This is a genomic window from Halomonas sp. QHL1 (assembly GCF_001882345.1).
In the GTDB taxonomy this organism is placed as follows: Bacteria; Pseudomonadota; Gammaproteobacteria; order Pseudomonadales; family Halomonadaceae; genus Vreelandella.
In genome coordinates, this window is the sequence record NZ_MINL01000001.1 from 4,103,714 (window position 1) to 4,116,368 (window position 12,655).

General features: G+C 53.8%; 12 protein-coding genes. All 12 read left to right on the forward strand.

What is annotated here, in order from left to right; translation table 11 throughout:
• Positions 1-15 precede the first annotated feature (15 nt).
• The 12 genes from cysQ to pseI all read left to right on the forward strand — a co-directional run bounded on the left by cysQ (position 16) and on the right by pseI (position 12,496).
• A complete protein-coding gene (gene cysQ / locus QHL1GM_RS18805; protein WP_083571063.1) occupies positions 16-843 on the forward strand; it encodes a 3'(2'),5'-bisphosphate nucleotidase CysQ in 828 nt (275 codons plus the stop codon).
• Positions 844-872: 29 nt separating this feature from the next.
• Positions 873-1,790 carry a sulfate adenylyltransferase subunit CysD gene (gene cysD, locus QHL1GM_RS18810; RefSeq protein WP_071696057.1) on the forward strand — a complete coding sequence of 306 codons (918 nt, stop codon included), beginning with the start codon at positions 873-875 and terminating at the stop codon, positions 1,788-1,790.
• Positions 1,791-1,804: 14 nt separating this feature from the next.
• Complete coding sequence (gene cysN, locus QHL1GM_RS18815) at positions 1,805-3,718, forward strand: sulfate adenylyltransferase subunit CysN (RefSeq protein ID WP_071695838.1); 1,914 nt, start codon at positions 1,805-1,807, stop codon at positions 3,716-3,718.
• Positions 3,719-3,891: 173 nt separating this feature from the next.
• Complete coding sequence (locus QHL1GM_RS19855; protein ID WP_302847889.1) at positions 3,892-4,020, forward strand: hypothetical protein; 129 nt, start codon at positions 3,892-3,894, stop codon at positions 4,018-4,020.
• Positions 4,021-4,076: 56 nt separating this feature from the next.
• Positions 4,077-4,763 (forward strand): UDP-N-acetylglucosamine 2-epimerase, encoded by a 687-nt coding sequence (locus QHL1GM_RS18820; RefSeq protein WP_254795334.1) that lies wholly within the window; start codon positions 4,077-4,079, stop codon positions 4,761-4,763.
• 570 nt (positions 4,764-5,333) lie between these two features.
• A complete protein-coding gene (locus tag QHL1GM_RS18825; RefSeq protein ID WP_071695839.1) occupies positions 5,334-6,656 on the forward strand; it encodes a UDP-glucose/GDP-mannose dehydrogenase family protein in 1,323 nt (440 codons plus the stop codon).
• Positions 6,657-6,877: 221 nt separating this feature from the next.
• Entirely contained in the window at positions 6,878-7,876 is a 999-nt protein-coding gene (gene pseB, locus QHL1GM_RS18830) for a UDP-N-acetylglucosamine 4,6-dehydratase (inverting) (protein WP_071695840.1), read from the forward strand.
• On the forward strand, positions 7,876-9,039 hold the full coding sequence (gene pseC / locus QHL1GM_RS18835) for a UDP-4-amino-4,6-dideoxy-N-acetyl-beta-L-altrosamine transaminase (protein ID WP_071695841.1): 1,164 nt from the start codon (positions 7,876-7,878) through the stop codon (positions 9,037-9,039). The genes pseB and pseC overlap by 1 nt, the downstream gene beginning before the upstream one ends.
• A complete protein-coding gene (pseF, locus tag QHL1GM_RS18840; protein ID WP_071695842.1) occupies positions 9,036-9,767 on the forward strand; it encodes a pseudaminic acid cytidylyltransferase in 732 nt (243 codons plus the stop codon). The genes pseC and pseF overlap by 4 nt, the downstream gene beginning before the upstream one ends.
• Positions 9,764-10,933, forward strand: a complete 1,170-nt coding sequence (gene pseG, locus QHL1GM_RS18845; protein WP_071695843.1) for a UDP-2,4-diacetamido-2,4,6-trideoxy-beta-L-altropyranose hydrolase — start codon at positions 9,764-9,766, stop codon at positions 10,931-10,933. The genes pseF and pseG overlap by 4 nt, the downstream gene beginning before the upstream one ends.
• Positions 10,926-11,447 (forward strand): UDP-4-amino-4,6-dideoxy-N-acetyl-beta-L-altrosamine N-acetyltransferase, encoded by a 522-nt coding sequence (gene pseH / locus QHL1GM_RS18850; protein WP_071695844.1) that lies wholly within the window; start codon positions 10,926-10,928, stop codon positions 11,445-11,447. The genes pseG and pseH overlap by 8 nt, the downstream gene beginning before the upstream one ends.
• Entirely contained in the window at positions 11,444-12,496 is a 1,053-nt protein-coding gene (pseI, locus tag QHL1GM_RS18855; RefSeq protein WP_071695845.1) for a pseudaminic acid synthase, read from the forward strand. Before pseH ends, pseI begins: the two co-directional genes overlap by 4 nt.
• The last annotated feature ends 159 nt before the right edge of the window (positions 12,497-12,655 follow it).

Genomic DNA, 12,655 nt, shown 5'->3' on the forward strand with positions numbered 1-12,655 from the left:
TTTTAAGGATGTTCAGTGACTGCCTTCATCTCTAATGAACGACGCGCCCGCCTGATCGAAGGCGTACACGCCGCTGGGTGTGAGGTCATGGCTATTTATAAGGATGATTTCTCGGTCGAGACCAAGGCTGACCAAAGCCCCCTGACCGAAGCCGATATGGCCTCGCATCACGCGCTGATCGCGTTGCTACAAAAGATTACCCCCGACGTGCCGGTGCTATCTGAAGAATCCGACACGATTGATTTCAGCACTCGCCAAGCCTGGCAGCGCTACTGGCTGATCGACCCGCTGGACGGCACCAAGGAGTTCGTCAACAAAAATGGCGAGTTCACTCTGAATGTGGCGCTGATCGAAAAAGGCGTGCCGGTATTCGGCATTGTCTACGCGCCGGTGCTGCAAACTACCTGGGTAGGGCAGGTAGGCGGTGAAGTCTTCAAGATTGCGCAGGGCATCTACATCAATATACAGGTGCGTGAACTGCCTGACCCCGATGCTGCCCCCTGGAAGGTTGTCGGTAGCCGCTTCCACGGAGCCGAGGAAGTTGAAAGCTTCTGTGCAGGCTTGCCTCAGCACGAGTGGGTCAGCATGGGTAGCTCAATCAAGCTGTGCTTAGTAGCCGAAGGCCATGCCGATTTATACCCGCGTCTGGCTCCCACTTGTGAATGGGACACCGCCGCCGCCCAGGCGGTGGTCACTGCTGCAGGTGGCGAAGTGCTCAACGCTCATACTCTTGAGCCGCTACGCTGCAACCAGCAGGAAAGCCTGCTCAACCCCCACTTTATTGTGTGTGGGCAGCGCGATAGCCGTTGGGAAGACGCCCTAAGCGCGGCGCTGAATAAGTGATCAAAATGACTGAAGCGAAAGGCAAGCCAATGTCAGAAATATCCGCCCAACGGCAAACGCACTTAAAACAGCTTGAAGCTGAATCGATCCATATCATTCGCGAAGTTGCCGCCGAATTCGCCAATCCGGTGATGATGTACTCCATCGGCAAGGATTCCTCAGTAATGCTGCACTTGGCGCGCAAAGCTTTCTATCCCGGCACGCCGCCGTTCCCGCTGCTGCATGTGGATACCACCTGGAAGTTCCGCGAGATGATCGAGTTCCGCAACCGCATGGCGGCGGAAACGGGCATGGAACTCCTCGTTCATACCAACGAAGAGGGGCGGGCAGCTAATATCAACCCGTTCGATCACGGCAGCGCCAAATACACCGACATCATGAAAACCCAGGCGCTCAAGCAGGCGCTGGACAAATACGGTTTTGATGCCGCCTTTGGTGGCGCTCGCCGGGACGAAGAAGCTTCCCGTGCCAAGGAGCGTGTGTACTCGTTCCGCGACAAGTATCACCGCTGGGATCCCAAGAACCAGCGCCCAGAGCTATGGAACGTGTATAACGCCAAGGTTAACAAAGGCGAATCAATTCGCGTATTCCCGCTCTCTAATTGGACCGAGCTAGACATCTGGCAGTACATCTACCTGGAATCGATCCCTATTGTGTCGCTGTACTTCTCAGCACCACGGCCAGTGGTCGAGCGCGATGGCATGCAGATTATGGTCGACGATGACCGCCTGCCCCTTGAACCGGGTGAATTGCCTGAAGAAAAATCGGTACGGTTTAGAACCCTGGGCTGTTATCCGCTGACAGGTGCGGTGGAGTCTACCGCGGCCACGCTGCCCGAGGTTATCCAGGAGATGTTGCTGACCAAATCCAGCGAACGCAGCGGTCGCGCCATCGATCGCGATCAAGTGGGTTCAATGGAGAAGAAAAAGCGCGAGGGCTATTTCTAAATGAGGAAAGTCTCATGTCTCATCAATCAGAGCTAATCGCTGGCAATATCGAGCAGTACCTGCACGAACACGAAAATAAAGACCTGCTCCGTTTCATTACCTGTGGCAGCGTTGATGATGGCAAGTCCACGCTGATTGGTCGCCTGCTGCACGACTCCAAAATGATCTATGAAGATCAACTGGCGGCTATCACTCAGGCCTCTAAAACCAGCGGCACCACCGGGGATACGGTTGATCTGGCGCTTTTGGTGGATGGGCTACAGTCGGAGCGCGAGCAGGGCATTACCATTGATGTGGCCTACCGCTTCTTCTCTACTGATAAACGCAAGTTCATCATTGCTGATACCCCAGGGCACGAGCAGTACACCCGCAATATGGCGACAGGGGCATCCACCGCCAGCCTGGCGATTATCCTGATTGATGCCCGCTACGGTGTGCAGACCCAAACCCGCCGCCACAGCTTCATTGCCGATTTGCTCGGCATTCAGCACTTCATAGTTGCCGTCAACAAGATGGACTTGGTTGACTATTCAGAAGCGCGTTTCAATGAAATCAAAGCGGAATACCAACATCTGGCGGAAAAGCTGAATGTCCCCGATATTCAGTTTGTGCCCATGTCGGCGCTTAATGGCGACAACGTCGTCAACCAAAGCGAGCATATGCCCTGGTACAAGGGCACCACGTTGATCCAGCAGTTGGAAACAGTCGAAATCACCCACGACCAGAACCTGCGCGATCTACGCTTCCCCGTGCAATACGTTAACCGGCCCAACCGGGATTTTCGTGGTTACAGCGGCACCTTAGCAGCGGGTATTTTGAAGCCCGGCCAAGTAGTGCGCGCCTTACCTTCTGGCAAAACATCTAAAGTGACTCGCCTTGTCACGTTCGATGGCGACTTGGACAGCGCTTACCCTGGCCAAGGGATTACCATCACGCTGGAAGATGAAATTGATTTATCTCGTGGCGATTGGCTAGTGGCAGAAGACAGTCAAGTCCCTCTTGTCACTCGGTTTGAAGCCGATATTGTATGGATGAACGATACTGCACTAGAACCTAACAAGTTATACGACCTAAAGCTGGCCACACGTGAAATGGCCGGTAAAGTGAGCGTTATTGACTACCAAATCGACGTGAACACGTTAGAGCACCGTCACGCAGAACACCTGGATCTCAACACAATTGCCAGATGTCAGGTAGAGCTAACCGCCCCTATACCCATCGATGACTACCGCACCAGCCCCGGCACGGGGAGCTTTATCATCATCGACCGCTTTACCAACCTTACCGTGGGCGCGGGGATGGTGCATCGGCCGATGGAAAGCGAGCTACCCTACGAATTCCGTGAACACGACAGCAAAGCCAACGTGGTATGGAACCGCGCAAGCGTGACACCCGAGCTGCGCGCCCGCATAAAGGGGCACAAAGGTAAATGTGTGTGGTTCACAGGGCTTTCTGGTGCGGGTAAATCGTCCCTGGCGAATGCCCTGGAAGTAGAACTCAACCGGCGTGGTTACCACACCATGCTGTTAGATGGCGACAACCTGCGCCACGGTTTGTGTAAAGACCTGGGAATGACTGAAGAAGACCGTGGCGAAAATATCCGCCGCATCGGTGAGGTGGCGCGACTGTTTGCCGAAGCCGGCATTATCGTGATCACGGCGTTTATCTCACCGTTTCGCAAAGACCGGGAAACCGCTCGCGCCCTGTTTGAAGAAGGTAGCTTTATTGAGGTATACGTCGACACGCCGCTGGATGTTTGCGAACAACGTGACCCCAAAGGGCTCTACCAAAAAGCGCGAGAAGGAAAGATAAAAGACTTCACCGGTATTAATAGCCCTTACGAAACACCCAAAAAAGCCGAGATGACATGCAACACTGCAGAGTTAGAGCAAAGCGATATAATCAATAAATTATTAAAAATTATTTGATAACGCACGGCTTTCAGCACCACCCGGCAAGGACTGGTAATAACCCGACTTGTCAGGTGTTTCAGTATGATCCTGCAACTTTGGCTCACTTTTAAACACACATGTCGTCAAAACAGAAACTTATACCCATTAAAACTCTCTGTGTATTCGGTACTCGCCCTGAAGCCATTAAGATGGCACCGTTGGCCTTATCATTGGCTGATGATGAACGGTTTGATGCCCAAATTTGCGCAACCGGTCAGCACCGCGAAATGCTCGACCAAGTGCTTAACCTGTTCAACATCACCCCGACTTCGATCTAAATATCATGAAGCCAGGGTAAGATCTTACCGATGTGACCACGGCGATTCTTCAGGGCATGAAAAGTATTCTGAAGGAGGTAAAGCCGGATATTGTTCTGGTGCATGGTGATACCGCGACTACCTTTGCAACAACGTGGGAGGCCTACTACGAGCAAATTCCGGTGGGCCATGTTGAAGCCGGGTTACATACAGGTAATTTGTACTCCCCTTGGCCGGAAGAAGCTGACCGCAAACTCACCGGTGCGCTGGCTGAGTTACACTTTGCGCCTACTGCCTTATCACAGCAAAACCTGCTGGATGAAGGTGTTGCCCCAGCCAAAGTGACGGTCACTGGAAACACCGTGATCGATGCGCTGCTGAGTGTGGTAGAAAAGCTAGAAAACGACAGCACTTTCCAAGCCGAATTTGCTGAGAAGTTTCGGTTTCTAAATCCGGAAAGCCAACTAATCCTGGTGACGGGGCACCGACGTGAGAGCTTTGCCAGCGGCTTTGAGCGTATTTGTCAAGCACTATGCGAAACCGCGTTAAAGCATCCGCAGAGCCCGTTTGTCACATCAGGCCTGTGTATCAGCACCCCGGCGGTCACCACGCGCGGTTTTGGCGAAGAAGAGTGTACTCAGCTCGCTGGCTGGATCTGCGACATTCTCGATGTCCTGGCCAAAGGCGAAAACATCAGCGCCATCGAAGCGAAGGTGCTGGATAAAGTCGCTGAAATCTGCACGCGTCTGCCGGTTTATAAATAAATCACCACAAGCAATTTTCCTTGATTAAGGAAAGTCACAAATAGCGGGTGGCCCACTAAGGCCGCCTGTTATGTTGTGTTTATTGGTCTGTCTTTTACAGCCAGCGTAAACATTTTTATACGAGCAATTTTGTATGAACACACTCCACTCTATGTTGTAAAAAACTATAAGACATTGATATTAAAGAATTTTTTTTGATTAGGTGGGGTGGGGTAGCGCTGGTTAGACGGGGTGAAACATAGACTCCTAATGCGTCGTCAAGTAAGATACTGCGTTCATCGACGCTTGCTCAGGGCAAGTTAGAAGTTGAAATTCATTCTCTGTTCATAGCGTCATGGCGCACTCTACCTTCTAGGGCATGGGAATGCGTCCGATAATCCCCGGGCGGTAGCGTGTCCGTATGTTAGCCTTCGTATTCCATTAGAGAGAATGACACACGCTGACGCTTTCTTTTATGCTCTATGCAGCCATTTCAGCGGTGTGAAAATTTCATGTGTTTTCCCTAGCGCTAGTGCCGCGCATTTTTGTTTCACACCTTCCGTATTCATGAGAATGACAAGCAGATATGACATGAACATCACCGTTTTCGGCACTGGCTATGTAGGCCTGGTACAGGGCGCCATCCTGGCGGATGCGGGCCACCATGTAATTTGCGTGGACGTTGACGCCGACAAGGTCGCGCGGCTCGAGCAGGGCATCATCCCCATCTATGAGCCCGGCCTGGAGTCGCTGGTAAAGGAGAGTCTCACTGCCGGTCGGCTAGAATTCACCACTGATGCTGAGGCTGGCGTCACGCACGGCCAGGTGCAGTTTATCGCCGTGGGTACACCGCCGGATGAAGACGGCAGCGCCGATCTGCAGTATGTGCTCAAGGTGGCTGGGACCATCGCCACCTATATGCAGCGAGAGCAGATCATCATCAACAAATCCACCGTGCCAGTGGGTACTGCCGCCAAGGTGCGGGCCAAGGTAGCCGAGGTGCTGGAAGGGCGTGGCATGTCAACGCTTGACTTCGATGTGGTCTCCAATCCGGAGTTTCTCAAGGAAGGCAGCGCGGTGGCCGACTGCCAGAAGCCCGACCGCATAATCATCGGCACCGAGAACGCCGAGACGATTGAGGTGATGCGCGAGCTCTACGCGCCGTTCAACCGCAACCACGAAAAGATCATCGTGATGGACGTCAAGAGCGCCGAGCTGACCAAATACGCCGCCAATTGCATGCTGGCGACCAAAATTAGCTTCATGAATGAGATCGCCAACCTGGCCGAACGGCTGGGGGCCGATATTGAAGCAGTACGCAAGGGCATCGGCAGCGATCCGCGTATTGGCTACCACTTTATCTACCCCGGGGCGGGCTACGGTGGCTCCTGTTTCCCCAAGGACGTGCAAGCGTTGATTCGCACCGCCGAAGATATCGACTTCGACGCCAAGGTGCTCAAGGCCGTGGAAAGACGCAACATGGAGCAGAAAACCACCCTGTTCCAGAAGATCCACAAGCACTACGGCGGCGACCTGGCCGGCAAGACCTTCGCCGTGTGGGGGCTCTCCTTTAAGCCCAACACCGACGATATGCGTGAAGCCCCCAGCCGCGTTCTTATGGAAGCGTTATGGCAAGCCAGCGCCAAGGTGCAGGCTTACGATCCCGAAGCCATGGAAGAGACCCAGCGCCTCTACGGCAACCGAGACGATCTCAGCCTATGCGGCACCAAGGAAGCCGCGCTAAAGGGGGCCGACGCCCTGGTTGTCGTCACCGAGTGGCAGAGCTTCCGTGCGCCGGACTTCGACCTGATCGAACAAAAGCTGGCCGAGCCGCTTATCTTCGACGGGCGTAACATGTTCGATCCGATACGGATGAGGAACAAGGGCTTTACCTATTATTCGGTAGGGCGCTGAAGTTGACTTCGTAAGCAAGATGATACGCCTAACCGAGGTCATTACTCTGTATGGCCGGTCATGGTGCTGGGGTGTTGCTACGTAAGATAATGTTTTCAAGTCATTGGCTTGACGGTAAACAGGTACACAAGTGCCGAAAGCAATTGGGTATTAATGAAACAGTCATGCACGATCTTCGCGGTATCATGCAAAAACTCAAGGTATAAAGGCTAGGTATTTCTATGTTCAACGACAAGTCCATTCTGGTTACAGGCGGTACCGGTTCATTCGGTCACACTTTCATTCCCATGCTGCTGGAGCGCTATAATCCTAAGCGTGTCATCATCTTCTCCCGGGATGAGATGAAACAATGGGAAATGGCCAAGAAATTTCACGACGACCCCCGTGTGCGCTTTTTCATCGGCGACGTGCGCGACCGTGAGCGTGTCTACCGTGCCCTGGATGGTGTTGACTATGTAGTTCATGCAGCGGCCACAAAGATTGTACCCACTGCCGAGTATAATCCCTTCGAATGTGTGAAGACGAACGTCCATGGTGCCATGAACCTTATCGACGCCTGTATCGACAAAGGGGTCAAGAAAGTCGTGGCGCTTTCCACGGATAAGGCAAGCAGCCCGATCAACTTGTACGGGGCCACCAAGCTGACTTCAGACAAACTGTTCGTGGCGGGTAATTCCTATGCGGGTGGGCACGATACTCGCTTCGCAGTTGTGCGTTATGGCAACGTAATGGGCTCACGCGGTTCGGTCATCCCGTTCTTCATGTCCATCAAAGAGAAAGGCGTACTGCCGATCACGGACGAGCGCATGACGCGCTTCATGATCAGCCTGGAGCAAGGGGTCGAACTCGTTTGGCACGCCTTCGAGGATATGGAGGGTGGCGAGATCTACGTCAAGAAAATACCTTCCATGAAAATGACGGACCTTGCCAGGGTGGTTGCACCGGAAGCCAAGCAGGAAGTCGTCGGCATTCGTCCTGGCGAAAAACTGCATGAGCAGATGATCGGTTCTGAAGACGCCTACTACACATACGAATACCCAGAGCATTTCAAGATACTTCCGGCAATTAACAGCTGGGACCAGGATGCCAACCGCATCAAGAACGGGAAGAAAGTTCCAGACGGCTTTGTATATGCAAGCGATAATAATGCCGAATGGATGAGCGATGAAGAGCTCAAGTCCTGGATCGACGCCAATTGGGAAAAGATCGGAGCCATTTGATGATTCCATATGGTCGTCAGGATATTCAGTCGCAGGACATCGAGGCGGTATTGGAAGTCTTGCGTTCAGACTTTCTCACCCAGGGACCGGTAGTGCCACGCTTCGAGCAGGCCGTGGCCGAGAAAACCGACGCCCGCTATGCCTTGGCAGTGAACAGTGCGACTTCAGCGTTGCATATTGCGTGCTTGGCACTGGGGCTGGGCGAAGGCGATTGGTTGTGGACCTCGCCAGTTACCTTTGTTGCTTCGGCAAACTGTGGCCTCTACTGCGGTGCCAAGGTCGATTTCGTCGATATCGACCCCAGAACGTACAATCTCTGCCCTGAAGCTCTTGAGGCCAAGCTGGACCAGGCCGAGCGAGAAGGGCGCTTGCCCAAGGTCGTGGTGGCGGTTCACCTTTGCGGCCAACCCTGTGACATGCAGGCTATCCATGCTCTCGGCCAGCGTTATGGCTTCAGGATCATTGAAGATGCTTCCCACGCAATCGGCGGCAAGTACAAGGGCGAATACATAGGGAACTGCTGCTACAGTGACATTACGATCTTCAGCTTTCATCCAGTGAAGATCATCACTACGGCAGAAGGTGGGATGGCGCTGACGAATGACGACCAATTGGCGCAGAAAATGGACCTGCTGCGTAGCCATGGTGTGACCAGGGATCCCAAGCTGATGACGCATGAAGCGGATGGCCCCTGGTATTACCAACAGGTCGACCTTGGCTTTAATTACCGAATAACCGAGCTGCAGGCCGCACTGGGCGTTTCGCAACTGGAACGGCTCGATGACTATGTCGCCCGGCGCAACGCCCTGGCCGAGCGCTACGATAGCCGGTTAGCCAATTTACCCGTGGTCACTCCCTGGCAGCACCCCGACAGTTACTCCGGCCGTCACCTTTACGTGATTCGCCTCATACTGGATGAAGTCGGCGTCAGCCATCGCCAGGTTTTCGAGTCACTGCGTGAGCAGGGCATAGGCGTAAACCTGCACTATATACCTGTGCATACTCAACCTTACTACCAAGCGATGGGATTCCAGCGGAATGATTTTCCTGAGGCTCAGCGTTACTATGCCGAGGCCATCAGCCTGCCGCTATACCCCACCATGACCACTGCCCAGCAGGACGAAGTCGTAAGTGCAGTGCAGCAGGCGCTGGAGGTTGCATGAGCGATAACGCTCGTTCGGGCAGTGTGGCGGTGATTCCCGCCCGCGGTGGCAGCAAACGGATTCCCCGCAAGAACATCAAATCATTTGCCGGCAAGCCAATGATCGCCTGGTCGATCGAGGCTGCCCTGGCCAGCGGCTGCTTCGATCGTGTGATCGTCTCAACCGATGACGATGAGATCGCCACAGTGGCCAGCGAATGGGGCGCCGAGGTGCCATTTAGGCGCCCGGCCGAACTATCCGATGATCACACTGGCACCATTCCCGTCATTGCCCATGCCATCGAGTGGCTTTCCGATCATGATAAGGCTCCGAAGACAGTCTGCTGCCTCTATGCCACGGCACCCTTCGTACAGCCGGAGGACTTGAGGAGTGGCTACCAGAGCCTTCAAGGTGGTGAAGAGGTTGACTACGCTTTTTCTGTCACCAGCTATGTCTTCCCCATACAGCGGGCGCTGCGCTTGAGTCCGCAAGGGCGCGTGGCCATGTTTCAGCCCAAACATTTCCATACCCGTTCCCAGGACCTGGAAGAAGCCTGGCACGATGCCGGCCAGTTTTACTGGGGGCTAGCCGACGCGTGGATTAAGGGTCTCCCGATTTTCACAGAGCGTGCCATGCCGGTGTTCTTGCCGCGTCACCGTGTGCAGGATATCGATACCCTTGAGGATTGGCAGCGGGCGGAGTGGTTGTTCAGAGCTTGGCAGGCGGAAAAGGGGAACGAGGAACAGTGAGTTATCGGCCTGATGCAAGCCGGGGAAAGGTCGTTGCCATTCGCGCCGATGCCTCGCTCGAGATTGGGACCGGCCACGTAATGCGCTGCCTTACGTTAGCTCGCGCACTACGTGGTGCGGGGGCAGATTGCCACTTCCTTTGTCGTGAGCACCCCGGCAACCTGACCGATATGATCCAAAGCGAAGGGTTCGTCGTGCATCGCCTACCGCTGGATGGACATGACGATGCAGGCCAGCTTTCAGCCCAACCTTATGGGTCGAATGGCATGACCGAGCACGCCCATTGGCTGGGGGCGCACTGGCAAGCCGATGCGGAAGAATGTCGAACTATCCTCGAAGACCTGACCCCAGACTGGCTGATAGTGGACCATTATGCGCTGAACGCCAGTTGGGAAAGGGCCGTGCTCCCTCAGGGCGCTCGTCTAATGGTCATCGATGACCTTGCGGATAGATCGCATATTGCGAACATCCTTCTCGACCAGAACCTTGGGCGTAATGAAAAAGACTACAGAGACCTAGTTCCCGCAAGCTGTCGCTGCCTGATTGGCCCGCGCTATGCGTTGCTGCGCCCTGAATTCGCCGAGCTGCGTGAAGCGAGCCTGGACCGTCGACGTGAGACGTTTGACCCCAAGCGGCTACTGATCAGTCTGGGGGGCGTCGATAAGGATAATGCGACTCGGGCAGTGCTGGATGCGCTCAAATACTGCGGCTTGCCTGGTGACTGCCACATCACCGTCATCATGGGGGCCTCGGCACCCTGGTTGGATACTGTCACGGCCAAGGCCGGCGAGCTGCCATGGCATTGTGACGTGGTAGTCAACGTGACAGACATGGCCAGGCGCATGACCCAGGCGGATCTTGCCATCGGTGCCGCCGGAAGCACCTCATGGGAGCGTTGCTGCCTCGGTGTGCCAACTTTGATGCTGGAATTGGCAGACAACCAGAAGGGCATCGCCCAGGCGCTTCACCAGGCTGGTGCGGCTTATAACGTGGGCAAGCCTGACGTAGTGAATCGCTTGCCCGACATCTGGGAAAAGCACATTCACCCAAAGGCCCTATCTCAGATGAGCGATATTGCCTCAGGTCTCGTTGATGGCAACGGGCTGACACGGTTGGTCAAGTTGATGACAACAACAAGTCATCAAGAGGAAGTACCCAATGGTTGAGGAAGAGGATCAGCTCCGTCCACTTCTGAAAGCGGAGCTGGAAGTTGTGCGAGAGTGGCGTAACCATCCAGACGTACGTCGCTACATGTATACACAGCACGAAATCGGGGCGGAGGAACACCGTGCCTGGTTTGAAAAAGCTCAACAAGATCCGAATCGATATCTGTTGCTTTATCTTCGGCAAGGCACTCCGGTGGGCTTTGCCAATGTTTCGATAGACAATATGTCGGCGAGACGAGCTGAGTGGGGTTTTTATTTGGCGCCCGACGCACTGCCCGGAAGCGGCCAACGTCTAGGACATGCCACACTGGCATATGCATTTGAGACGCTGGGCTTGCACAAATTATGCGGTGAAGCTCTGGCCTTCAATGTGCGTTCAATACGCTTTCACGAACGTCTAGGATTCACACGGGAAGCCACGCTGCGCGATCACCATTTTGACGGCCAGGCGTTTCACGATGTCATCGTATTCGGGCTTCTCGCCAACGACAGAACAGGAGTAAAAGCATTATGACCCTACCGTTCATAGAGATAAACGGGCGAACAATTGCTGCGGATCAGCCGCCATATGTCATCGCTGAAATTTCCGCCAATCATAACGGAAAGCTTGAAACTGCACTGCGTATCATCGAAGAAGCCAAAAAAGCGGGTGCCGACGCAGTAAAGTTGCAAACCTATCGCCCCGATACAATAACGCTTGATTGCGATAGCGATGATTTCAAAATAAAGGGTGGCTTGTGGGACGGCCGTACACTGTACGAACTCTATGAGGAAGCGCACATGCCGTGGGAATGGCATGCACCGCTCTTTGCACGTGCGCGTGAGCTAGGCATCACTATCTTCAGCTCTCCGTTCGACACCACGGCAGTCGACTTGCTCGAAAGCCTGGGCGCCCCCGCTTACAAAATAGCTTCGTTTGAGGCCGTGGACCTGCCCCTGATCGAGTACGTTGCCAAGACGGGCAAGCCGATGATCATCTCGACAGGTATGGCCGATGCGGAAGAAATTCAGGAAGCCATTGATGCCGCCCGTGGCGCCGGTTGCCGGCAACTGGCCATCCTGCATTGCGTAAGCGGCTATCCGGCGCCCGCCGAAGATTACAATCTGCGCACGATACCCGACATGATCGAGCGTTTCGGTCTGGTGACGGGGCTGTCCGATCATACCCTGGATAATACGACGGCCATCACCAGCGTTGCCTTGGGGGCAAGCCTCATCGAAAAGCACTTTACCCTTGACCGCAGCGGAGGCGGGCCAGACGACAGTTTCTCGCTGGAACCCAAGGAACTCGCTGAATTGTGCCGTGATAGCAAAACGGCATGGAGTGCGATGGGAAATGTTAACTATGGTAGAAAATCTAGTGAGCAGGGTAATGCACAGTTCCGCCGCTCTTTATACTTTGTTAAAGATATAAAGGCTGGTGAGGTTATTACTGAAGATGCAGTGCGCAGTGTTAGGCCAGGGTTTGGAATGCCGCCAAAATATCTTTCCAGTATTTTGGGTAGTGTGGTTACGATTGATGTGAAAGCGGGCACGCCAATAAGTCGTGACAATATAAGATAGACCAGTAAGGAATTGTCATTTAGTAAAATATTTATACTCAAACATGAAATATGTGAAATTATAATATGCATTCATAAGGCTTGGGCGCTGTATGTGGTTTTAATATATTTTGCTTCAAAGTCTGGAAATGACCAGCTTTTAAAATTTATAGAATTTTCT

Bases quoted from the DNA above. Each gene is read 5' to 3' on its own strand.
- QHL1GM_RS19855 (WP_302847889.1), top strand. From the start codon at position 3,892: ATGGCACCGTTGGCCTTATCATTGGCTGATGATGAACGGTTTGATGCC.
- pseB (WP_071695840.1), top strand. From the start codon at position 6,878: ATGTTCAACGACAAGTCCATTCTGGTTACAGGCGGTACCGGTTCATTC.
- cysD (WP_071696057.1), top strand. From the start codon at position 873: ATGTCAGAAATATCCGCCCAACGGCAAACGCACTTAAAACAGCTTGAA.
- QHL1GM_RS18820 (WP_254795334.1), top strand. From the start codon at position 4,077: ATGAAAAGTATTCTGAAGGAGGTAAAGCCGGATATTGTTCTGGTGCAT.
- pseC (WP_071695841.1), top strand. From the start codon at position 7,876: ATGATTCCATATGGTCGTCAGGATATTCAGTCGCAGGACATCGAGGCG.
- QHL1GM_RS18825 (WP_071695839.1), top strand. From the start codon at position 5,334: ATGAACATCACCGTTTTCGGCACTGGCTATGTAGGCCTGGTACAGGGC.
- pseI (WP_071695845.1), top strand. From the start codon at position 11,444: ATGACCCTACCGTTCATAGAGATAAACGGGCGAACAATTGCTGCGGAT.
- cysN (WP_071695838.1), top strand. From the start codon at position 1,805: ATGTCTCATCAATCAGAGCTAATCGCTGGCAATATCGAGCAGTACCTG.
- pseH (WP_071695844.1), top strand. From the start codon at position 10,926: ATGGTTGAGGAAGAGGATCAGCTCCGTCCACTTCTGAAAGCGGAGCTG.
- pseF (WP_071695842.1), top strand. From the start codon at position 9,036: ATGAGCGATAACGCTCGTTCGGGCAGTGTGGCGGTGATTCCCGCCCGC.